The following is a 23,156-nucleotide window of genomic DNA, read 5'->3' on the forward strand; positions in this document are numbered from 1 at the left end:
CCCCCCCCCCCCCCCCCCCCCCCCCCCCCCCCCCCCCCCCCCCCCCCCCCCCCCCCCCCCCCCCCCCCCCCACTACAAGCTGTCAGCCTTCGTGGGCCGTGGTGATTTCCAGGGTATCGGTGAAAGTCACCAGCACACTCTGCCCCACCTTGAGGTCTTTAAGCCCTGCGCGAATCTCCGGTTTTTCCACATTCAGCACCTTGGTCGCCCCCGTCGGGTTTTCCAGGGTGACCTGGTTTTTCTTCAAATCGATATGGGTGATCTTCAACTGCACCTGCACCTGGCGGAACGCCGCACCGCCCGGGTTCGGATTGTCGGCGGTCGCGCGGATCACACCGGTTTTTTCGCTGGCATCCGGGGCGCTTTTGTCGACGTCGGTGTCGAGCACGGCGGCGACCGAATGGGTGGTCAGCACTTTTACCTGATCCCCCACCTTGAGATTGCCCAGGTCCTTGGCATCCTCGCTGAGCTGCACATGCACCGGGTTGCCTTGGGCGCCAGCAAGCACCACTTGATGCTTGGCGGCATCCACCGACAACACCTTGGTGGTCACTTCATCGGCTTCAAGGGATTTGGACAGCGGGATATCGGCGGCGTAGACAAGGTTGCCAGCTGCCAGGAGTGTGGCCAGGGCAATGGCCTGGCGAAGCGTGCGAATTGCTTTCATTGAGTGGACTTCCCTGTGAGTGAAGCCCTGAGTCTAGTGGCGAGCCAGCGATGCGCAACTGCACCGGCTCGCCATCCAGTCAAACGTTTAGAAGTCCACCGTGGCTGACAGCTTGGCCACGCGCGGATCGCCCTGGGTCAGGTAACCCCCGAGTGCCGACTCCCAGTACTTGGTGTTCGCGACGTTCTCCACGGTCGCGCCCAGCGTCACGTCACGCTGTTCCACCTTGAAGCTGTAGCGTGCACCCACATCGAAGCGGTTCCACGTTGGCAGGCTCAAGTTGTTGGCGGCGTCGGCGTACTGGCCACCGGTACGCAACATGCGGCCGTTGACCGTCACGCCTTGCAGGCCTGGCACATCCCAATCCACCCCGGCGTTGAGCTGGAACGACGGCACGCCGACCGCACGGTTGCCGTCATTGGCGCCGCCCGCGGTACCGCTGACTTCGGTGTGGATGATCGTCGCGCCGCCCAGCAGGCGCAGGCCGGCAACAGGCTCGCCGAAGACGTTCAACTCGACGCCCTTGTTGACCTGCTCACCCTGGAACACAAACGTTGCGCTGCCATCCCCGTTCAGCTCGGAGTATCCCTGGGTTGGTTGTTCGATGCGGTACACGCCCAGCGTTGCGCCATAGCTGCCCATGTCCACTTTCACCCCGGCCTCGGTCTGTTTCGAGCGGGCGGGTGCGAAGGTCTGGTTCTTATTGGTCACGTTGGCGCTACCAAACACCGTCGGTGCAGTCGGCCCGGACGCCAGGCCTTCGATGTGGTTGGCGTAGAGCGACACATGGTCCCAAGGCTTGAACACCAGGCCGTACACCGGCGTGGTGATGCCCTTGTTGTAATTGGCCGTGCGTTCGCCGGTGCCGTAGGCATAGCCTTGTACCACCAGTTCCTGGCGGCGCAGGCCGGCGGTGAACAGCACGCGGTCATCCAGGAAACCAAAGGTGTCCGACACCGCTGCGCTGCGGGCGAAGGTCTTGGCGGTGATGCCCGGGTCGTTCATGTCGCCGCCCGTGAAGCTGCCCTTGACCGGCTGCGCCACGTCGACCGGGTTGTAGATATTGCTGGCGTGCTCGGTGAAGTCGAAGTCGTAGGCATTGCGAGACTGGGTCCAGATCCCGGTCAAACCGACGTTCAGCTTGTGGCTGACCGCGCCGGTCTGGAACTTGCCGTTGAGGCCGGCCATCAGGCTGGTGTTGTCTTCCTGGTGGGCGATGCGCGAGCCGGTCACGGTGGCGTTGCCCAGCGTGTCGTTCACGGTGGTCGAGGAGTAACGCCCGATCTCGTTGGTGTGCTTGGCGCCGGCTGCAAGGTAGGCGGTCCAGTTGTCGTTGAGGTCGTACTCGCCACGCAGCATGCCGAAGGTGTCTTCGAGGCTGGTGGTCGCCCAGCTTGGCGCATAGTTGGTGTCGGCCGAAGGCGCGTCAGGAATGTGGGTCAGTGTCTTGCCGAGGAACACCGAGTTGCGCCCGCCGTTGACCTGCTGCTTCTGGTACACGAAGTCCCCCGACAAGCGCAGGGCATCACCACGGTAGTCCAGGCCCACCGAGAACAGCTTCGAACGCTGGCTCTCGTCGTCCACGCCGGTATCGCCTTCGCGCTGGGAAAGGTTCACCCGCGCGCCGAAACGGTTGTCTTCGCCGAAGCGCTGGCCGATGTCCAGGTGTTCGCCCACCCGGCCGTCGTTGCTGATGTCGGTGCTGAAGCGGCGCAGCGGCACGTCGTCGGCGCGCTTGGGTTGCAGGTTCACACCGCCACCGATGCCTGAACCGCCTGGGGTTACGCCATTGATGAAGGCATTGGGGCCCTTGAACACTTCAACCCGTTCCAGCGCGTCGGTGGACATGAGCTGGCGCGGCACGATGCCGTACAGGCCGTTGAACGAGATATCGTCGCCATTGAGCGGCAGGCCGCGAATCACAAAGGCCTGGGACTGGTTGGCATACCCCGACGCCTGGCGCACGGAGGAGTCGTTGAGCAACACATCGCCGACGGTTTGCGCCTGCTGGTCGCGGATCAGTTTTTCGGTGTAGGAAGACAGGCTGAACGGCACGTCCATGATGTCCTGGTTGCCCAGCACACCCAACTGGCCACCGCGTGCCACTTGGCCACCGGCGTAGACCGGGGGCAGGGCACCGGGTGCTGGCGCTTCGGCGTTGATGTTGGTGGCGCCCAATTCCAGGGTGTTGCCGTCTTGACTGTTATTCGCATCCTGCGGGGTGACGGGGGCGGCAGCGTGAGCGCCAAGGCTCAGGGAGCAGCAAAGGGCGAGCAGGGTGGGGCGAAACGGCACAGAAAGTCGGGTACGGGTGGGCATGGTCGATCCTGACGGCGAACCGTCACTGTGAGGAATAGGGCAACAACGTTGCGCGTCCTCATTGCGCGGATACGACTCCGATGCAAATGATAGTGATTGTTATTAATGTTTTGCAACAAATTTGTCGGATTGCGGTCTGCGTGCGCGTTAACGTGCCGCGTTTGTACAGATGCCGAGTAGAATCACGCCCTGAAAGCAATTCCAGAGGTGCGGTACGGTGGATTTACAGCAGGGTTTTGTCCTGACCCGGCATTGGCGCGATACCCCGATGGGCACGGAGGTCAGCTTCTGGCTGGCCACCGACGCCGGCCCGAGGTTTATCCGACTTCCCATGCAGACGTCGGTGATGTTTATCCCCGAGGCCCACCGCAAGCCGCTGGACGGGTTGCTCAAGGGCGAGCGCGACATCGAGCTGCGCCCGCTGCAGTTGCAGGACTTTCATCATCGCCCGGTGTTGGGCCTCTACACCCGCCAGCACCGCCAGGCCATGGACGTGGAAAAGCGCCTGCGCGCAGCCGGTGTCGATGTCTATGAAGGCGACGTGCGCCCGCCCGAGCGCTACATGATGGAGCGCTTCATCACCGCCCCGGTGTGGTTCGGCGGCACCCCTGACGCCAACGGTGCGCTGTCCGAGGCGCAGATGAAGCCCGCCCCCGACTACCGTCCGCCGCTCAAGCTGGTGTCCCTCGACATCGAGACCACCGCCCAGGGCGACCTCTATTCCATCGCCCTCGAAGGCTGCGGCGAGCGCCAGGTGTACATGCTCGGCCCGCCCAACAAGGCCGATGCGGTCGACTTCAAACTCGATTACTGCGACACCCGCGCCCAGTTGCTCGAACGCCTTAACCAATGGCTGGCCCAGCACGACCCCGATGCAATCATCGGCTGGAACCTGGTACAGTTTGACCTGCGGGTGCTGCACGAACATGCCCAGCGCCTCAAGGTGCCGTTGATGCTCGGCCGGGGCGACGAGCCCATGGCCTGGCGCGAGCACGGCAGCCGCACGCATTTCTTTGCGGCGGCGGCGGGGCGGCTGATCATCGACGGCATCGAAGCCCTGCGTTCGGCCACCTGGAGTTTTGAATCCTTCAGCCTGGAAAACGTCGCGCAAACCCTGCTCGGCGAAGGCAAGGACATCTCCACGCCGTACCAGCGCATGGACGAAATCAACCGCATGTTCGCCGAGGACAAGCCCGCGCTGGCGCGCTACAACCTCAAGGACTGCGAGCTGGTCACGCGGATTTTCGAGAAGACCGAACTGCTCAAGTTCCTGCTGGAGCGGGCCAGCGTCACCGGCTTGCCGGCCGACCGCAGCGGCGGTTCCGTCGCCGCGTTCACCCACCTGTACATGCCGCTGATGCACCGCCAGGGCTTCGTCGCGCCAAACCTGGGCGACAAACCGCCCCAGGCCAGCCCCGGTGGTTTTGTCATGGACTCGCGGCCCGGCCTCTACGAATCGGTGCTGGTGCTCGACTACAAAAGCCTCTACCCGTCGATCATCCGCAGCTTTCTCATCGACCCGGTGGGCCTGGTCGAAGGCCTCAAGCACCCCGATGACAGCGAGTCGGTAGAGGGCTTTCGCGGTGCACGTTTCTCCCGCACCCGACACTGCCTGCCGTCCATCGTTGCGCGAGTTTCCGAAGGGCGCGAAGTGGCCAAGCGCGAACACAACGCGCCGTTGTCCCAGGCCCTCAAAATCATCATGAACGCCTTCTACGGTGTGCTGGGTTCCAGCGGCTGTCGTTTCTTCGATACACGCCTGGCGTCCTCGATCACGATGCGCGGCCACCAGATCATGCGCCAGACCCGCGCGCTGGTAGAAGCCCAGGGATATGAAGTGATCTACGGCGACACCGACTCGACGTTTGTGTGGCTGGGCAGTGCCCATTCCCAGGACGACGCCAGTCGCATCGGCCAGGCGTTGGTGCAGCACGTCAACGACTGGTGGCGCGAGCACTTGCGCAGTGAGTTCGGTCTGCAAAGCGCCTTGGAATTGCAGTACGAAACCCATTTCAGCCGCTTCCTCATGCCGACCATTCGTGGCGCGGAGGAGGGCAGCAAAAAGCGCTACGCCGGCCTGGTGGTGCGTGGCGATGGCAGCGAAGAAATGGTCTACAAAGGCCTGGAAACCGTGCGCAGCGACTGGTCGCCCCTGGCGCGGCAGTTCCAGCAGGAGCTTTATCAGCGCATCTTCCATCGCCAGCCCCATCAGGACTACGTGCGCGACTACGTGCGGCGAACCCTGAGCGGCGAACTGGACGACCTGCTGATCTACCGCAAACGCCTGCGCCGCAAACTCGACGACTATGAGCGCAACGTGCCGCCCCATGTGCGTGCCGCGCGCCTGGCGGATGACTACAACGACCGTCTGGGGCGTCCGCGGCAGTACCAGCGCGGTGGCTGGATCAGCTACGTGATCAGCGTCAATGGCCCCGAACCGCTGGAGGTGCGCCAGGCGCCCATCGACTACGACCACTACGTCACCCGGCAATTGCAACCGGTGGCCGACGCGATCCTGCCGTTCGTGGACGACGATTTCAGCACCTTGGTGGGTGGGCAGATGGGCCTGTTTTAAAACGCTTGATTCGTGCGGGCGCCAGCCTGCACTCTCTGTCTCTGACGACCCTCAGACGGCAGCGCCTCTATGACCCAGATCACCCTGACCGGCACCACGGTCGAACTTCAGCCCCTGCTCCGCGACCACAAGGCCGCCTTGCTCGACGCCGCCGCCGATGGCGAACTGTGGAACCTCAAGGTCACCAACGTCCCGGGGCCGAACACGGTTGATAAGTACATCGACACCGCCCTGGCTGGGCGTGACGCGGGCACCGTCATCCCGTTCACCATCGTGCGCCGTGACAGCGGCCAGGTGGTCGGCAGTACGCGGTTCTGGAAAGTCGACCGGGTCAACCGCAAGCTGGAAATCGGCCACACCTGGCTGGCGCAATCCACGCAAAAAAGCGCGGTCAACACCGAAGCCAAACTGCTGTTGCTGACCTACGCCTTCGAAGTGCTCGACTGCGTGCGCGTGCAATTCACCACCGATGAACTCAACGAAAAATCCCGCGCCGCGATCCTGCGCCTGGGCGCCGTGCAGGAAGGCATCGTGCGCCACGAACGCATCATGCCCGACGGGCGCAAGCGCAACTCGGTGCGCTTCAGCATCATCGACTCGGAATGGCCGCAGGTGAAGGCCGGTTTGCAGGCCAAACTGCAACGCTAGGAGGAAAGGCCCATGTACACGCTCTATGGCATCGACGAATCCGGCTCCTGCATGATCGAAATCGCCCTGCAGCGCTGCGCGGTGCCGTGGCGACGGGTCGACGCGGCCTCGTGGGCAGAGGGCGAGGGCAGTGATGAACTGGCGCGCATCAACCCACTCAAGCAAGTGCCCACCCTGGTCACGCCGGATGGCCAGGTGCTGACGGAAAGTGCCGCGATCCTCATCCACCTCGGCCTGGAGTTTCCCGCCGCCGACCTGCTGGGCGGCAACCGTGCCCAGGTTATCCGCGGCCTGGTGTACATCGCCGCCAATTGCTACTCGGCCATCGGCATCATCGACTACCCGCAACGCTGGCTGGGCAATGTCAATGAAACGGTGCAGGCGCAACTGGTCACCGGCACCCGGCGCTACCTGCACCAGGCCTGGGTGGTGTTCGCCGACCAGTTTGCCGAGCAGTTGTTTTCTCCAGGCGGAGAGCCGAATGCGCTGGGCCTGATGGCGGCGGCGGTGTCGCGTTGGGACGAATCACGGGAGGCGTTGAACGGCCTCGCCCCGGGCTTTGCACAAACCCTGGCGCAGGTGGACGCCGACCCTGTCGTGGCCCCCGTGTTTGCGCGGCATTGGCCGGAGTGGAAGGTCTCATGATGTTTCCGTAATCAGTGGAAACAATCACCGCAGACCCGGTCCAACCCCTTGCGTAGCGGGCGTCCTGACCTACGCTTTCTTAAAGTGGTGTAGGAATCATCCTTGAATTTGACTGTCGCAGACATGAAACTCAAGAACCCTGCATGGAATTGGAAGGAGGTGCGCATGCTCATCCGGTCGCTGACCCTGGCTACCTTGATGGCTTTTACGGGGCCGCTGTTGGCCGCTGATGATATCAACCCGCTCAAGCAGGATTTGGGCAAATCACGCCCGCTGGTGGTGGTGGAGCTGGACTCCGGCAACCCGACCCTGGCCACCCTCAAGAAGCAATTGAACGAGCCCGCCACCAAGCAGTCCTTCGAAGAGCGCAACATGGTGTTCTACACCGTGTCATTCGGCAGCATCGGTGCCGAAGGCGAGAAGTTCGCCAAGGACCCCAAGGACAGCAAGAAGCTCACGCCACCGGAAACCAACGCCCTGATCCGCGCCCTCAAGCTGGGTGCCGGCAGTGGTACCAAGGTGATTCTGGTGGGCAAGGACGGCGAGAAGAAAGTCGAGAAGACCGTGCCACCGGATACCCTCGACCTGAAGGAATTCTTCAGCGCCATCGACCAGATGCCCCAGGCTGAAAAAGACCTGGCCGCACCGGCCGAGCCCGAGCCTGCTGCGACGCCTCCCGCCAAAGGGGCCAAGCTTGCCAAACCGGCCAAGCCGGAAAAAGCCGGCAGCAAACCAGCCCCGCAACAACTCGACGACTGAAACACATAACACCCTGTGGGAGCCGGGCTTGCCCGCGATGACGTCGTGTCAGCTACCAAAGACTTAGCTGAACCACCGCCATCGCGGGCAAGCCCGGCTCCCACATTGGGTCTCCAGTGTTCCTTAACTTGTCGCCTTATTCCCGGCCGGTTTACGCACCGGAAACGGAAAGTAGAAAAACCGCAAGAACGCCACCCGCTTGATCACTTCCCCGATCAACAACGGCACCACCACCGCCACCACAAAACCCACGCACGCCGCGACAAACGCGTGCAGCCCCAGCCGCTCCAGCAGGTCAACCGTCTTGTGCTGGATCTCACCGTGGAAGATCAGCAGGATCAAAGTGTTCTGGCCAATGTAAGTCATCGCCCGTGTGATGACGGTCGACACCATCAGCACCCGCGCCAGTGACCAGCACGCGTACACGCCGAGCACCGCTAGCAGGCTGGTCCACAGCCAGTGGTCATAGCGCCGCTGCGCCAGGTCCATGGTGGCGTGGCTGCCGATGAACACGGCAGCAAACAACGCCACCGAAATCACCAGGCCCAGCCACGATCCTTCGTGCCGACGCAGCCAGTCGCGCAGCAGGTAGCCGCAGATGAAGTAGGTGCTGCTGATCAGGGTGATTTCAAGCCCGAAGGGCAAGCCGGGCACCACCCAGGTCTGGCCGCCGACGCTCACCGGTACTTGCCAGAACCACGGCAGTACCCAGATGCCGATCAACAGCTGTGGCACCATCAGCAGGCAGCTCACCGGCAGTGACAACTTCAGGCGTTGGATCAGGCGCAGCATCACCCAACTGAACAGGATCGCGACCCAGAAGTGCGGCAGAAACCACAGTGCCTGCCAGGGAATGGTGTCCACCGAGGCATACAGAACGCCGCCGATATCCGGCAGCAGGGGTTGGCCGCGCAGTACGTCGCGTACGATCACATACACCAGCATGGTGAAGAAAAACGGCTTGAGCAGACCGTCGGCCTTGCGCACCGCCATCTCCACAAACGGCTGCTCGGGCTTGAAGAACACACCGGACAGGAAAAAAAACAGCGGCAAGATGAACGAGGCAATAATCGGGTACTGCAGTTCCAGCGAATTCGCCACGAACCAACTGTGACCGTACACGATCATCAAGATGCCGATGCCCTTGGCAATGTCCATTTGAATCCAACGATGCTTCACGTGACCTCTCCCTCTCTATAAACCCCTGTAGCGCGCCTCACGCCTTGCGCCACGGCTTCAACCACAGCCCCATCCCAAGCAACACCACCGCCCCCGCCAGGGTGCTCAGCCCCAGTTGCAGCCACACGCCATCAATCCGAAACAACGCCAGCGCCGCCAACCCCATCGCCAGCGCACTGAGCCCCCATTGCCGCGCCCAGGGCAGGGCGCCGAGCAGCGATTGACGCTGCATCAGCAACAACGCCGTGCAGATCACCCCCGCCAGCGCCGCCAACGGAATGCCCGCCAGGCCGAACACGAAAGGCAGGGCGCCCAGCAATACCACGTTGACCAAACTGCCGAGCAGCTCGCAACGCAATGGCTGGCGCGTGTCGCCGGCCGCATAGGCATAACGCGCCAGCAACGCATTCCAGGCGCCGAACACCAGCGGCACGGCAAACCAGGCCAGCAGCAACGGCAACGGCGAATCGGCCGATTGCTTGGGCAGCAGCAAGGCCACCAGGCTCGGCGCTGCGGCGACCAGGCCCACACCGGCCGGCAGGGTCAGCACGCTGGCGGTTTCCAGGCCGCGTTTGAGCAGGGCCAGGCGCTCATCGCCCTGGCGTCGACTCATCATGCCCAACAGCACTTGGTTGAGGCTCATCAGCGCAATCAGCGGCAGGTTCATCAGCTTGCGCGCCAGGTTGACCCAGGTCACCGCGCCTTCACCGAGCAACGACGCCACCAGCCGCTCGATCAACGCCAAGCCCTGGCTGGCGCCGTTGCTCAACAGTAATGGGCCGATGCGTTGGCCCAACTCCCGCAGCGGTGTAAAGGACAGCTGCCAGCGCCACGGCCGCCAGCCCTGGCGCCAGATCGACGGCAGCAGTGCCAAGGGCATCAACAAGCTGCCGGCCAGGCACGCCAAGGCCAGGGAGTGCGGTTGCGTGGCGGTGCCGGCCAGGGCGAGGTAGGTCACCGGCGGCAGGTTGAAGAGCAGCGAGCCCAACCCCGCCAGCACAAAGCGTTCGCTGGCCTGCAACGGAATACTGAACAGCGCATGCAACATTAACCCCGGCACGCACCACGCCACGATCTGCAGGTTGCTACTGGCCAGGGCCGTGGCGCTGGCCGCCAAGCCGGGGCCGAGTAACTGCACCAGCCAGGGCGCCAACACCGTCAGCAGCAGGCCTGTGACCAGGGCAATCAGCATCAACGCCGGGAACAGCACGGCCAGCCAATCCAGGCGTTCGCCGTCCTTGCGTTCCAGGTACAACGGCAACGCGGCGGCGCTGAGCACACCACCGGCCAATGACATGCGTAACGCTTCGGGCAAGAACAACGCGATCAGGAACGCATCGCTGCGCTCTCCCGCACCCCAGGCTGCCACCAGCAGCCATTCACGGGCGAACCCCAGGCACAGGCCCAGCAGGGTCGCCAGGGTCAGCCAGACGGCAGAGCCGAGCATGGTTAAGGCCGCGCGCCGTCAAGGAGTGATTTGCCCGGCACCACGGTCTTGAGCTGCGGCAGGCGTGCCGGAAACAACCGGCGAGCCTCCAGCACATTGAGGCCCACCATCAACCAGAACAGCGCCACCATCACCACGGCAAAACTGAAATAGTGGTCGAACAACCCACTGACCAGCGCCGACAGAATCCCTGCGGTACTGCCCAGCCACAGCGCATTGTCCTTGGTCAGGCGGATCGGGCCTTTTTCCGGGCGCGCTTCACGCCACCAACGCACGGTCACCGCGACGAAAAACAGCATGCCGGCGATGCCGGTCTTGTAGATGAAGTTCAGCCAGAGGTTGGAGATCCCCAAAAAGTGCGTGCCGGGCACCGGAGGGTCGACCTTGAAGCCAATGCCGAACGGATAGGCCGCCATGGCTTGGGGGAACATGCGGTATTCGTCAAAACGCACTTCGGTACTGGCGTTGCTCGAGGAGAAAATCGTCGCCAGCCGGTCCTGCAAGGGTGGATACGCCATCACCAGCGCCACGGTCAGCGCCGCGCCGATCATCAACAAACGCCCGGTGTACGGCACACGTCGCGTGGCCATCCACATCAGCACCAAGGCCAGGCTGACCATCGCGCCACGACTACTGGCCAATAGCAAGGCGGCGGCACCGAGGCACGCCACGCCCAGGCCCAGCGCGCGCTTCCAGCCCTGCTCGGTCATGCCGAAGCAGAACGCCAGCGGCAGCAGCAACGCCATGATCCCGCCGATGGCGTTCGGGTGCATCCACGGCGAGCCCATGCGCGATGACATCGCTTCAAGGCCGAATTTGAGCATGTCGAAGTTGCCGTAGTTGAACACCGCCAGGATCGGCGCAATGCCCGCCCCTGAACGCGTGCGCACGAACACGGCGATCGACAGCACCAGCATCGCCAGGGACCCCAGCAACAGGGCGATCACCAGCGATTCGCGCTGTTTGTGCTCCGTCAGCAACTTCGCGCAGAGGAACACCGCCGACAGGCTCAGCAGCCAGCGCAGCCAGTTGGCCACGCCGCTGGTGTCGGCGTGGATGGTCACCTGGCCGACGATAAACGGGAACACACTGAACAGCATCAGCCACAACAGCATCTGGTCGGTGGGGCGACGGGTGAGGCTCGGTGTATCGGGCAGGCGCGCCAGGAAGTTGTGCCACAGCACCGCGCCCCAGGTCAGCGCCAGGATCGCCTCGCTGACCGTACTGCGAATGCCCAGGTTGACGGTGGAATACGGCATGAACGTGGCCACCCCGGCAAACAGCAACAGGCCCCACAGGGGAAAGCGCAGGATGGTCACCGCTGCCGCCAGGCCGATCACCGCCAGGAATGCCTTGGCCGGTGACAGCGCCAAGGCGAGGGCGCCAAACAGCAGGCCGAACAGGATCGCGACGAGGCTTGCCAGGGATAGTCTCACTTCAGTTCCTCGATCAGTTCGGCCAGGCGCCGACGGTACGCCTGGCGGTTGAAACGCTCGGCCCATTGGCGTCGTTGCTCGGGCGATTGTTCATCTGGCTTCTCGCACACACCCACCATCAGCTGCACCAGGGCCGGGCCGTCGGTGGGCGAAAAACGCGGCGCCGACGGTGGGGTGATTTCATCCAACGACGTGCCACTGGCCACCGCCACCGGCGTGCCGACACTGAGGGCCTCGATCACCGGCAAGCCAAAGCCTTCGGCATAGGAGGGCTGCCACAGGCGTGAGGCCTGGCGGTAGAGCGCGTGCAGCTCGGCGTCCGACACACCGCTCAAGGCGCGTATGCCCGGCAGGTTGCGCTGGGCTTCGGGCAAATGGTCGAGGCTGCCCACCAGCACCAACTCTGGTACCGCCGGCGATTGGCGACGCGCCTGCTGCCAGGCGTCCACCAGGAACGGCACGTTCTTGCGTAATTCACGGGTGCCCACCAGCAACCAATAGCGTTCGGGCAGTTGGCGCGCGGTGAGGTCGGCTGCCAATTCGACAAAGCCATCGACCTGATTGGGCAGCACACGGATCTTGCCGGCGGCCTTGGGAAACAACCGCGCGGTTTCATCGGCGCTGTACTGCGACGGTGTCCACACCCGGTCGGCGCTGTGCACCGCGTAGGCAATCGACAGGCGATCGCTGGTCTTGTAGATCAACGCCTTCAAGCGGTTGGCGTGGTAGTTGTTCAACGTGATCTGGAACAGGTCATGCAACAGCACCACCGTGCGCAAGCCTTTGGGCTTGGGCGGCAACGGCAGGCCCATGTTGAAGGTGCTGATGTACAAGTCGATGTGCTGCTCGCGCAACGCACGCGGCAGGAAGCCTGCCTCGAAACGCAGGCGATTGTGCGGTTGGTGCATGGCAGTCTTCGCGCAGCCCCAGGCCGGGCAGTGGGCCTGCAAACGGGTTTCATCGCCCAGGGGCGCCACGGTGAACCGCGCCAGCTCGATCTCGGGCAACGCACGCAGGGCATCCTCCAGGGCATACACCTGGCGGCTGATCCCTGATTGCGGCGACGTGCCGACGGTGCGGTAATCCAGACCTACACGCATGCGGGCTCCTTTTGCTCGAGCGGCGACAGGCTGGCGTACACCTGTTCCAGCTGGCTGGCCGCCACACTCCAGTCATGGGCCCGGCGCACATAGGCGCGCCCGGCTTCGCCCATGGGCGCGGCGGCGTCGGGAAATTGCAGCAGGCGCACCACCGATTCCGCGAGGCTGGTGGCGCTCTGGCCGCCGAGGTAGTCCAGGCCTTCGACCAGGTCCAGGCCCGACACGCCTTGCTCGGTGCTCGCCAGCGGCAGTCCGGCGGCCAGGGCTTCGAGCACTTTCAATTTGGAGCCGCCGCCATGGCGCAACGGGGCCAGGAACACCGAGCAGCTCGATTGCAGGTTCAGCAGGTTCGGCACAAAGCCTTGCCACTCGATGCGCGGGTCTTTCCAGCGTTCGCGCCAGCTGCCCGGCATGCCGAAACCACACACGCTCATGCGCGCCTCCGGGCAGCGTTCCCAGACCTTGGGCAGGATCTCGTCCAGGGCCCATTCGATGGCGTCCACGTTCGGCGCATATTCATAGTTGCCCAGGAACAACACGCGGCGCGTCGACGAGTCGGGACGGGCTGCGGCGAAGTGGTCGCAATCCACGCCATTGACCACCACCGGCACCGGCTTGCCGGCGATCTTTTCCAGCACCTGGGCGTCGGTGTCTGTCACTGCCACCACCTGCGCCGCCTGACGCATCACCCGGCGTTCCCAGCGGGTATAGCGCCATTGATCGTAGCGAATGAACGGCAACGCCCAGCCTGGCAAACGGTCATAGGTGGCGGCGCCGAGGGCCGACTCCACGTTGTGTTCGGTCAGCACGAATGGCTGGGATTTGCGCAGCAGCGTGTCTTCATAAGGCTGGAAGGTGTAGCTGTGTTCGATCTGCACCACGTCCCAATGCTCGTTGAGCAACTGGTTGAAGGTGTCCTGCAAGGGGCCCGACAAACCGTTCACGCTGGCCAGCAGCGGGTAGGGCGCAAACAACCCGGCCACCAGGGTCTTGAAGCTGCGCAGTGGGCGGCGCGGCAGGATGATCAGTTGTTCGAGAAACGCTTCCAGCACCTGGCGGTCGGTGAGCGACACCGGATGTTTGTCATGCAGCAGCAAGGTGATCCGATGCCCACGGGCGGCCAGGCTGCGCAGCAGGTGGAACTGGCGCGTCTTGCCACCGCTGGTGGCGGGCCAGGGTGAATAGGGCAGGATCCATAAAATGCGCATGACGGGCTTCAATCCCATAACAGAATTTGCAGGTTCGACTTGACTGGTACAGTCAGGCCGTTGGTGCCACTCACCGGGGTTTGCGTGCCGCGCAACGGGTCGTAGAGGGTGGCGCTGGTCAGGTTGGGCAAGTGCGCGCTGCCGCCTTCGGCCGACCAGAAGAACCACAGCTTGTGCCCATCGGCACGGGTCCAGCCAATGCTGAACAGGCCGTCGGGCAAGCTGTCGGCGGTGGGTGGGTCGCCGGGGGTGAGTTGCGGGCCACTCACATCGAGGAAGTTCTTCAGCGCGGTGTAGGCCGGCTTGGGGTTCGCGTCGATATCCAGCAAGCCGTAATACTGATCACGCACGCTGGCGCGCTGGTCGAGGTCGCTGAGGGTGAACAGGAAGATCTTGTCGTAATCCATCGCACTCATCAGCGCCACGCGCCGCACGATGTAGTCGGCCTGGCCCTGCTGGGTGATCAGGTCCTGGGCGTCCTTGGGCCCCGGGTAGGTCGACCAGCCCCATTCGGTGCTCCACAGGGTTTGCACGCCGCCGTTGCGCAACGCCTGGTTGAGCGTGGTGGTCTTGCTGATGAAATCCAGGTTGGACGGGTCGTTACCTTCGGGCAGTTGGGTGTAGGGGTGATACGAGATGGTGGTATTCAGGCTCGCCACACCGAGCGCGCCGAGGGCGCTGAGCATCGTCTGGCCGTTGGGCATCTCGCTGAAAAACGCCATGCCGGCCGCCACCACCGGTTTGTTCGCGTCCACGGCGCGCAATGCGGCGGCGGTGGCGGTGAGCAGGGTGGCGTAACCGGCCGGGTCGGCCACCGGGCGCCAGAAGCCCAGCAGGTTGGGCTCGTTCCACACCTGCCAGGCATTCACGCTGGGGTAGCGCTGGGACAGCAACGCCATGCGGTTGGCAAACAGGTTCGGGTCCTTGGGCGGGTACTGGTCCTGATAGGGCGCACCCACCGGCGCGGTGGTGGCGAAGGGCGCCGAGCCCACCAGGTAGAACACTGACTTGAGCTGGTTGGTTTGCAGGTTGCCCACCAGTTGGTCCAGCGTGGCGATCTGGTACTGGCCCTGCGCAGGTTCCAGCTGATCCCAATGCAGGTCCAGGCGCACCCACTCCAGGCCCAGCGCCTTGAGACGGTCGATCTGCTTCTGGTAGAGCGTGGGGCTGAACCACAGGAACTGCGCGTTCACCCCCAGGAAGTCTTTCCACACCACCACCTTGCTGCCTTTGAGCACATGGTTCTCAGCGTCGGCCTGGCGCCCCCACAGGAAGGCGGTCAGGCCCAGGGCGGCGATGACGGCAAGGGTGGCCAGGTAGGTGCGTTTACGCGCCATAGGGAACTCCCGCAATCGCTTGCTCGAACAGCTGCTTGAACTTTTGCGCGGTCAGGGGCCACAGGCGTTCGCGGCCGATTTCTCCGGCGCGTTCCGCCCAGTCCCGAGCCAGCAACGGCGTGCGTGCCAGGCGCAACAACTGCTCGCTCAATGCCGCCACATCGCCCTCGGGGAAGATCGCACCGTTGCCGCTTGCCACCTCTTCGGCAAACGCGCGGGCGTTGGAGGTGATCGCGCCGCGCCCGCAGGCCGTGGCCCAGGACAACGCGCCACTGGTGCCACGCTGGCGGCCGAGCAAACCGAGTTTTTTTGATTCGCGATACGGCAGCACCATCACATGGTGCGCCTGGATCGTCTGGGCAATTTCATCGGCGGGCAGGTTCAAGCGCCAGTCGATCACACCCGTCAGGCCCAATTCGGCGATCTGGCTGTTCAGCTGCTCCAGGTAGTTGCCGCCCGCGCCAAACGCCATTTCAGGGGCGGTGCCCCCGGCCAGGGTCAGGCGCACACGGTCACGCAATTCGGGGGCACTCTTGAGGACGTCCGCCAATGCCTGCAACAGGTCTTCAATGCCTTTGCCCCGGTAGATAAAACCAAAATACAGCAGGTGCAAGGTGTCCAGCGAGGGCAGCGGTGCCGGGGGAATCGCCAGGTTGGCGTGGTTGATCACCGCCACCTTGCCGGCCGGCAGTTGCATGCGTTCGCTCAGGCAATCGGCGCCCAGGCGAGTGAGGGTGATCAGCCGCGTGAGGCCTTTGGCGACCTGGCGCTCTTCGCGCAACGTCAGCGGGTCGGCCAGCACCACCGCCGCCTGGGGCAGCGGGCTGGGCAGACGTTCCAGCAGGTTCAGCGGGAAGGGCAGGTGTTCGCGCCGCCACACAATGCGCTCCGGGTCATGCACGGTGGCGGTCAGCGGCAGGTTGGGGTAGGCCTTGCGCAGCTCGCGCAGCGCCAGGAACTCGCCGAGCCGCCCGCCGCCTAGCTCGGCGTGGACCAGGTCCACGCTCTGCCAGTCGAACCCGTCGATGGCGCGCTTGATCGCCTCGGTGCTGCCTTCGACGCCCGTCAACGGTGTCGCCACCGTCACGCCCACTTGCTCCAGGGCCGCCTTGAAATGGTTCGCGTAATCGGCGATCCCGTTTTTTTCCGGCGGCAGAGGGGCGAGCAGGGCGATGCGCATCAGAACGCCCCCCGGTACTTGGCGATGGTCCGGAGTACCTTGGCCGGTACTTCGAATTTGCGACGGTTGATGATGATGCCGTCCACCTTGCCGAACGCGGTGTTGAGGATCGACAGCGCATGTTCCACCACCGGCACCGTGCTTTTCTGGGCTTCCACCACCAGGCCGATCAGGTCGGCGCGGCGCAGGGTGATAAACGCTTCGCGGTTGTCCAGCAACGCTGAAGCATCCAGCAGCACCACCTCACCCGGTTCGGCCGGTGCCGAGCCGCCAACGCGCACATTGATGCCGTTCTCTTGCAGCAACAGGCGCAGTTGCTCCACTACGAAGGTCACGCCTTCGCCGTGGCGCGACGAGGTCAGCCCGAGTGTCAGGCCATGGTCGGCAATGCGATCAGGCTGCAGCAGGCTGTACAGCCGATAGATGCTGGCGTTGAACGCGTTGGTGCTCTGCGCGGTGGTGGTGTCCAGTTCCGGCAGGGTGGTCCACAGCGGCAGGCCGAATTTGCGCTCCACCAGGCCGCCGTCGTGAATACGCTGGTCCAGCAGGTAGCACAGGTAGATCACCAGCAGCCCGACGACGATGGCAAACGGGATCGCCAGCACCAGCATCACCAGGGTTTTCGGGAAGATACGGCCCGGGTTCAGGGTGGCTTCTTCGATCACGGCGATGTTGCTGATCTGGCTGTTGTCCAGCTCACGGTCGATGCGCGATTTTTCCAGGTTGTCCACGTACAGCGCGTAGTTGCGCTCGGTGGTGTTCAGCTCGCGGGAGAGGCGGGCCAGCTCCGGTTCAATCTCCAGCGCCTCCTTGCGTTGCGCTTCCAGGTTCACCAGTTGTTTCTGTTGTTGAACCAGCTGGGTGCGCAGCGCCAGGTTGTTGCTGGTTTCATCCAGCAGCACGCGCTGCAAGTGGATTTCCAGGGTGTTCGGCGCACGGTTTTCCGAGCTCTGCACGGTGTTGCTTTCACTGGCAACCTGCACCCGCATGGCCTGGATCGACGCATCCAGGGCTTTGACCGGCGGCGCGTTGTCCGTGTAGGTGCGCATCATGTCGGCCTTTTCCAGCAACTTCTGGTTGAGCAGGCGACGCAAGTCCTGCTGTTGCGGGTTGAGGGCGATCTGGCGAACCGTGGTCACTTCCTTGGGCTGGCCCTTGAGCTGCTCGCGGGTGCTGGCGATGGCGCTGTCGGAGGAGGCGATCAATCGTGTGGTGTTGAAGGTTTCGCCGCGCAGCACGTTGATGCGCTCGGACAGGTCTTCCAGGCGGTCGGTGATGCTCGCCGCGCCGATCTCATTGAGGTGCGTGAGGATCTGCTGCTTGTAGCTCTTGATCTCGTTGGCGCTGGTGTTCACCTGGCCTTCATAGAACGCGTACAGGCTCTTGCGGCCCAAGGCCTCGGTGCGTTCGGCGATGTAGGTTTCGACCCAGTTCTTTACCACGGCCTGGGCGATTTCCGGGTCGCCCCACTTGAAGCTGATGTCCATCACCGTGGAGCCTGCGGCGTGGCTGACCTCGAAGTTCTTCTCAAGGCTGGCGGCCAAGCGTTCCACGGGCGTGGTCTTCTCGACGATGCCGACGGTTTCCAGCACCACGCGCAAGCCATCGAACACGCCACCGATACCGGCCTTGACGTAGTACTTGGTGCGCTTCCAGAAGCCCTCGGGTGGTGGGGCGTTTTCGATGATTTCCAGGTAGTGCTCGGCCACTGCGCGCACGATCGGGCGCCCGGTCAGCAGGCGCTCTTCGTCGACAATCGGGTCACGCTGGGTGCTGGGCATGACCAGCGCCTGGCGGTTGCTGATCTCGATCGGCAAGGTCGAGTCACGGCCTGGCTTGACCAGCAGGCGCGCGGTGGATTCGTACTTGGCCGGCAGCAGGAACGCCCCCAGCAGGATGATCACCAGCGCGGCAATCGCCGCCAGCTTGAACTCGTGCCGGAAGATGAAGAACAAGCGCAGAAGATCACGAAAAGAACGGATCTCGATCATGGGATGTCGCTCCTTTAGTTATTGCCGCCGCTGGTTTTGGTGTAGTTGTAGCCAACCCCGATGGACTTGGTGAATGGGATCAGTTGGTTCAAGTAGGTATCCACTCCCTGGATGCGTTCGCCCACGTTGGATTTAGGCACGAACACCACGTCGCCCCGTTGCAGGCGTACCGGTTTGCGCCCGTTGGGGCCGGGCCTGAGGTACTGGCTGAAGTCCAGGAAATAGGCGTGGTAGGCGCCCTGGGCATCTTCGCGCAGCAAAGCGACCATGCTGGCATCGCCCGCAGGGTTCACCCCACCGGCGCCAATGATGGCTTGCTCCAGGGTATTGGCCGTGCCGATCTGCACCGCCGTCGGGTTGTTCACCGCGCCGCCGACGATCACCGAGTTACCCGGTGCCTGGTTGATGTTCACCGTCACCCGCGGTTCGCGGTAGACCGGGGCGAGCTTGTTGCTCAGCTCCGCCGCCAGCTCCGAAGGCTGGCGCCCGGCAACCTGGATCGGCCCCAGGAACGGGTAGTTGATCTTGCCGTCGGTTTGCACCGTGTACAGCGTCAGCTCGTAGATGGTGCTGACGTTGAACGCCGACAGCGTCGGCATTTCCCCGGCATCACGCACGATGCGCAACTGGTCGCCGACGCGGATGCGTTCCACCGCCTGGGGCAGTTGTGCCAACTGTTCGAGGGCGCGCTTGCCGTCCTCGACGGCCTGGCCATCCGGCCGGACGATGCGCGCAGGGGTATTGCAGGCGGCCAAGGCAATCATGGCCAGGACGAGCAGGGTTCGTTTCATCAATTGGGACTTCCTGTTGGTCATGATGCTCACCTCCAATAACCGGGGAACATGCTGATGCGCCGCTTGAGGGCGAGGGGGAGCCGGCGTTCCAGGTGGCCCAGCCGGTAGCCGAGCAACTTGAACGCGCTGCGCACCAGTACTTCGGGTACGCGGTGCAATGCACCGGCTGCGCGTAACGCCGCGAGCTCAGCCAGTACATAGCGTTTACCTTCACCGCCCGCGTCGCCAAAGGCCTGGCGGATCCATGGCTCGCGACCGTAGAAAACGCCAATGTCGAAGTAGCGGTGAAACTCATCCATGAGTCGGTAATCGTGGGAGTGGTACACCCGCGCCGAAGCGGCGTAGCGCACCTTGTAGCCTTCGAGCAGCATGCGTGCGGCCACGTAGGCGTCTTCGCTGCCGATCACATCGGCAGGAAAACCACCCACCGACTGCAAGGCGCTGCGCGAGTACACCGAAAACGAGTCAGAGCTGAAGCAGGTCTTGATCCCCAGTTCCGGCGCGTCGGCCAGGCTTTTGCTGCGGCTCTGGTCCGGGTAGTTGAAGTGCCGCGATTGCGCGCCCAGCACCCCGGCGCCGGGGTGCGGCAGCTGACGGCCATAGGCCACGCCGTTGAGCGGATCTTGCTGCAGTTCGTCGAGCAGGTTGGCGAAAGTGTCAGGGTCGGCCGGGATCGCATCCTGGGTCATCACGATCAAGGCCTCGCCATCGACCTGCTCGCTGGCCCAGCGCCGCGTGCCGCCGTGGTTGAAGTCACGGGCATCGATCACTTCGACCCGCGCGCCAAATTCGCGAAAGCGCGCCACGGTGTCATCGCTGGAGGCGCTGTCGACCACCAGCATCTCGTCCGGTTGCAGGCGCTGCATGTGCAGCGCAGGCAGCAGCCGCGCCAGGTGACTGGACGCATTGCGGGTCGGGATGATCAACGAGGTGCGCATATTATTTTTTCACGTCGAGGGGCGCACGCCCGTAGATGTCATCGAAGCGCACGATGTCGTCTTCGCCCAGGTACTCGCCGCTCTGCACCTCGATCATCACCAGGTCGATGATGCCGGGGTTGGTCAGGCGGTGCTTGTGCCCGGCCGGGATGTAGGTGGACTCGTTGGCGTTGATCAAGAATTCGCGCTCACCATTGGTGATCTGCGCAGCGCCGCTGACCACTACCCAGTGTTCGCTGCGGTGGTGATGCATCTGCAGCGACAACGACGCCTGAGGCTTGACGACAATGCGCTTGATCTTGAAGCGGCTGCTTTCCTCCAGCACGGTGTAGGTGCCCCACGGCCGGGTGACAGTGCGGTGCAGGCTGAACGCCGGGTGGTTCTGGCGTTTGAGTTCGGCCACGATGTAACGCACATCCTGGCTGCGGTTGGCATCGGCGATGAGCAGGGCGTCGGGGGTGTCGACGATGATCAGGTCACGCACACCGACGGCGCCGAGTACGCGCTTGGGCGAGTCGATGTAGCAGTTGTGCACATCATGCAAAATCGCCTCGCCATTGACCTGGTTGCCATGGGCGTCGCTCGGGGTGAGTTGGCGCAGGGCTTCCCAGGAGCCGATGTCGCTCCAGCCGATGTCGCATGGCACCACCGCTACCTGCTTGGATTTTTCCATGAGTGCCACGTCGATGGAGACGTCCGGTGCGCTGCCAAAGGCTTCGGCCTCCAGCTCACGCTGGCGCGAAGTCTTGCTCTGCAGGCTCTGGCTGTGTTCCAACGCGGCTCTTGCGGCACTGAGCACGTCCGGCGCATGGGTGGCCAGTTCATCCACCAGGGTGCTGGCCTTGAAGCAGAACATGCCGGCGTTCCACAGGTGCTTGCCGCCGTCGAGGTAGGCCTGGGCGGTGGCCAGGTCGGGCTTTTCGACAAAGCGCTTGACCCGGTTGCCGGTGCCCAGCGCTTCGCCTTTTTCGATGTAGCCAAAGCCGGTTTCCGGGTGGTCGGGCTGGATGCCGAAGGTCACCAGGTAGCCAGCCTCGGCGAGGTCGCGGGCCTGGGTCACGGCGTGGGCGAACGCCACTTCATTGAGGATCAGGTGGTCGGCGGGCATCACCAGCAATTGGGCGGCGTCACCAAAATGTTCCTGCACGTGCAACGCCGCGACCGCGATGGCCGCCGCGGTGTTGCGGCCGAACGGCTCCAGCAACAGGTCCAGGGGCAGGTGGGCCTTGTTCACCCCACGGTAGTCATCCAAAGTGCGAAACAGCAGGTCGCGGTTGGTCACCGTGAGCACGCTTTCCACGCCGGGCAACTTGGCGGCGCGCTGGAAAGTCTTTTGCAGCAGGCTCTGGCCGTCGCGCATGCGCATGAACGGCTTGGGCATGTTCTGCCGGGACACCGGCCACAGCCGAGTCCCCGAACCACCGGAAATAATGCAGGGAATCAATCCGTTGAGGGTATTCATCAATAGACCTCCTTGGTGGACAGGACGGCGGGGACCGTCATGAAGACGATGTACAAGTCAAACCACACCGACCACTTGGAGATGTACTCCAGGTCGTACTCGACACGTTTCTGGATTTTGAACAGGGTATCGGTCTCACCCCGGTAGCCGTTGATCTGCGCCCAGCCGGTGATGCCCGGTTTAACCCGATGCCGCGAGCTGTACTCGCTCACCGCCACTTCAAACGGAATACCGGCGGCCTTGGTCGCCGTGGCATGGGGGCGCGGGCCGACCATGGACATGTTGCCCAGCAGCACGTTGAACAGCTGCGGCAGCTCGTCGATGCTGGTCTTGCGGATGATGCGGCCCACGCGGGTGATGCGCGGGTCTTGGCGGGTGGTCTGCTGCTCGGCGGTGAAGTCGCTCTGGTCGGTGAACATCGAGCGGAACTTGAACACGCGGATCTCGTTGTCGTTGTAGCCATAACGGTTCTGGCGGAACAGCACCGGGCCTTTGGAGTCGAGCTTGATCGCGATCGCCGTCGCCAGCATCACCGGGGACAGCGCCACCAGTGCCAGGCTGGCCAGCAGCAAGTCTTCACAACGCTTGATAAACGGCGACCAACCCCGCAGCGGCAACTGCGAGGTATTGAACATCAGGATGCCGCCCACGTCGGTGATGCGGCTGTGGCCGTAGCGCAGGGCGGCCATGTCGGGCACCAGCATCACGTTGACCGACATCTGCCGCAGGCGGTTGACCAGCCCATGGATGCGCTGCTCGGCGGCCCAGGGCAGGCAGATCATCACCTGGTTGACCTCTTCGGAGCGGATCAGCTTTTCCAGGTCGCGGGTATTACCCAGCAGCGGCAGGTTGCTCAGCTCCTTGGGAATGCGTTCGGTGCGGTCATCGATAAAGCCGATCAGGCCGGAGCGGATATCGCCGTTGCGTTGCAGGTGGTCGGCGACGTGCACGGCGGTGTCGGTGAAACCCAGGATCACCGTGCGTTGCAGGTATTTGCCCTTGCGCATCAGGTTGCGGTACAGGCGCAGCATCACCAGGCGCTCAACGCACAGCAAACCCAGACTGGCGAAGTACCAGGCGGCCAGGTTATGGGGGTTGAGTTGCGGGAACATCTGCAGGATCTGGTACATGAACAGCAGGATGCAAAACGCCGCGGTCCAGGCCACCACTTTGGTGCGCAGGCGCAGGCGATTGCTGAACAGCTCTTCGGAATAGATGCCCATGGCCTGGAACATAATGATGGTCATGACCGCGAAAAACAGCAGCAGACCGAGGAAATGAGGGCGCATTTCGGGGTCCATCGGGTCGAGGAAATACACCAGGACCAGCGGTGGCAAGATGGCCGTCAGGCCATGGATCAATTTGACGAAAACAACAAAGAACTCAACAAAACCGGCGCGCGTCAAAAACAGGCTATCGACTGACGACTTCTCTCGCATAAAACATCCCTCATTGCACTCCAGGCTCTCTG

18 protein-coding genes are annotated in these 23,156 nt (G+C 63.5%); 4 read left to right on the top strand and 14 right to left on the bottom strand.

Annotated features, from left to right (window positions below; genetic code table 11):
- Positions 1-82 precede the first annotated feature (82 nt).
- Complete coding sequence (locus AC07SU_RS10960) at positions 83-667, bottom strand: hypothetical protein (RefSeq protein WP_494997004.1); 585 nt, start codon at positions 665-667, stop codon at positions 83-85.
- Positions 668-754: 87 nt separating this feature from the next.
- Positions 755-2,986, bottom strand: a complete 2,232-nt coding sequence (locus tag AC07SU_RS10965) for a TonB-dependent receptor (RefSeq protein ID WP_494997005.1) — start codon at positions 2,984-2,986, stop codon at positions 755-757.
- A 217-nt stretch (positions 2,987-3,203) separates the two neighbouring features.
- Here AC07SU_RS10965 and AC07SU_RS10970 point away from each other — a divergent pair, with 217 nt between their 5' ends.
- From AC07SU_RS10970 to AC07SU_RS10985, 4 genes are all read left to right on the top strand, one after another.
- Entirely contained in the window at positions 3,204-5,561 is a 2,358-nt protein-coding gene (locus AC07SU_RS10970; RefSeq protein WP_494997006.1) for a DNA polymerase II, read from the top strand.
- Positions 5,562-5,630: 69 nt separating this feature from the next.
- Positions 5,631-6,209 (top strand): GNAT family N-acetyltransferase, encoded by a 579-nt coding sequence (locus AC07SU_RS10975; protein ID WP_494997007.1) that lies wholly within the window; start codon positions 5,631-5,633, stop codon positions 6,207-6,209.
- Between the two features lie 12 nt (positions 6,210-6,221).
- Positions 6,222-6,854, top strand: coding sequence for a glutathione S-transferase N-terminal domain-containing protein (locus tag AC07SU_RS10980; RefSeq protein WP_176999349.1), 633 nt, complete (start codon positions 6,222-6,224; stop codon positions 6,852-6,854).
- 165 nt (positions 6,855-7,019) lie between these two features.
- Complete coding sequence (locus tag AC07SU_RS10985; RefSeq protein ID WP_494997008.1) at positions 7,020-7,613, top strand: DUF4174 domain-containing protein; 594 nt, start codon at positions 7,020-7,022, stop codon at positions 7,611-7,613.
- A gap of 123 nt (positions 7,614-7,736) precedes the next feature.
- Here AC07SU_RS10985 and AC07SU_RS10990 read toward each other — a convergent pair whose 3' ends face one another.
- Genes AC07SU_RS10990 through AC07SU_RS11045 form a run of 12 tightly spaced genes read right to left on the bottom strand, consistent with a single transcriptional unit; the run spans position 7,737 to position 23,124 of the window.
- On the bottom strand, positions 7,737-8,792 hold the full coding sequence (locus tag AC07SU_RS10990) for an acyltransferase family protein (protein ID WP_494997009.1): 1,056 nt from the start codon (positions 8,790-8,792) through the stop codon (positions 7,737-7,739).
- A 37-nt stretch (positions 8,793-8,829) separates the two neighbouring features.
- The gene (locus AC07SU_RS10995; RefSeq protein ID WP_494997010.1) at positions 8,830-10,239 is read right to left on the bottom strand and encodes a lipid II flippase MurJ; all 1,410 of its coding nucleotides are present in this window, start codon (positions 10,237-10,239) and stop codon (positions 8,830-8,832) included.
- A 2-nt stretch (positions 10,240-10,241) separates the two neighbouring features.
- Entirely contained in the window at positions 10,242-11,675 is a 1,434-nt protein-coding gene (locus tag AC07SU_RS11000; RefSeq protein WP_494997011.1) for an O-antigen ligase family protein, read from the bottom strand.
- Positions 11,672-12,775, bottom strand: coding sequence for a glycosyltransferase family 4 protein (locus AC07SU_RS11005; RefSeq protein WP_494997012.1), 1,104 nt, complete (start codon positions 12,773-12,775; stop codon positions 11,672-11,674). The genes AC07SU_RS11000 and AC07SU_RS11005 overlap by 4 nt, the downstream gene beginning before the upstream one ends.
- The gene (locus tag AC07SU_RS11010; RefSeq protein WP_494997013.1) at positions 12,766-13,983 is read right to left on the bottom strand and encodes a glycosyltransferase family 4 protein; all 1,218 of its coding nucleotides are present in this window, start codon (positions 13,981-13,983) and stop codon (positions 12,766-12,768) included. Before AC07SU_RS11010 ends, AC07SU_RS11005 begins: the two co-directional genes overlap by 10 nt.
- 8 nt (positions 13,984-13,991) lie before the next feature.
- Complete coding sequence (locus AC07SU_RS11015; RefSeq protein WP_494997014.1) at positions 13,992-15,320, bottom strand: GH39 family glycosyl hydrolase; 1,329 nt, start codon at positions 15,318-15,320, stop codon at positions 13,992-13,994.
- Entirely contained in the window at positions 15,310-16,500 is a 1,191-nt protein-coding gene (locus tag AC07SU_RS11020; protein WP_494997015.1) for a glycosyltransferase, read from the bottom strand. The genes AC07SU_RS11015 and AC07SU_RS11020 overlap by 11 nt, the downstream gene beginning before the upstream one ends.
- Complete coding sequence (locus AC07SU_RS11025) at positions 16,500-18,491, bottom strand: GumC family protein (RefSeq protein ID WP_494997016.1); 1,992 nt, start codon at positions 18,489-18,491, stop codon at positions 16,500-16,502. Before AC07SU_RS11025 ends, AC07SU_RS11020 begins: the two co-directional genes overlap by 1 nt.
- A gap of 14 nt (positions 18,492-18,505) precedes the next feature.
- Complete coding sequence (locus tag AC07SU_RS11030; RefSeq protein ID WP_494997017.1) at positions 18,506-19,282, bottom strand: polysaccharide biosynthesis/export family protein; 777 nt, start codon at positions 19,280-19,282, stop codon at positions 18,506-18,508.
- A gap of 29 nt (positions 19,283-19,311) precedes the next feature.
- Complete coding sequence (locus AC07SU_RS11035) at positions 19,312-20,223, bottom strand: glycosyltransferase family 2 protein (RefSeq protein WP_494997018.1); 912 nt, start codon at positions 20,221-20,223, stop codon at positions 19,312-19,314.
- Between the two features lies 1 nt (position 20,224).
- A complete protein-coding gene (locus tag AC07SU_RS11040) occupies positions 20,225-21,685 on the bottom strand; it encodes a mannose-1-phosphate guanylyltransferase/mannose-6-phosphate isomerase (RefSeq protein ID WP_494997019.1) in 1,461 nt (486 codons plus the stop codon).
- Positions 21,685-23,124 (bottom strand): undecaprenyl-phosphate glucose phosphotransferase, encoded by a 1,440-nt coding sequence (locus tag AC07SU_RS11045; RefSeq protein ID WP_176999337.1) that lies wholly within the window; start codon positions 23,122-23,124, stop codon positions 21,685-21,687. Before AC07SU_RS11045 ends, AC07SU_RS11040 begins: the two co-directional genes overlap by 1 nt.
- Positions 23,125-23,156: the final 32 nt, after the last annotated feature.

This window comes from Pseudomonas sp. GW821-FHT05H12, from assembly GCF_059419385.1.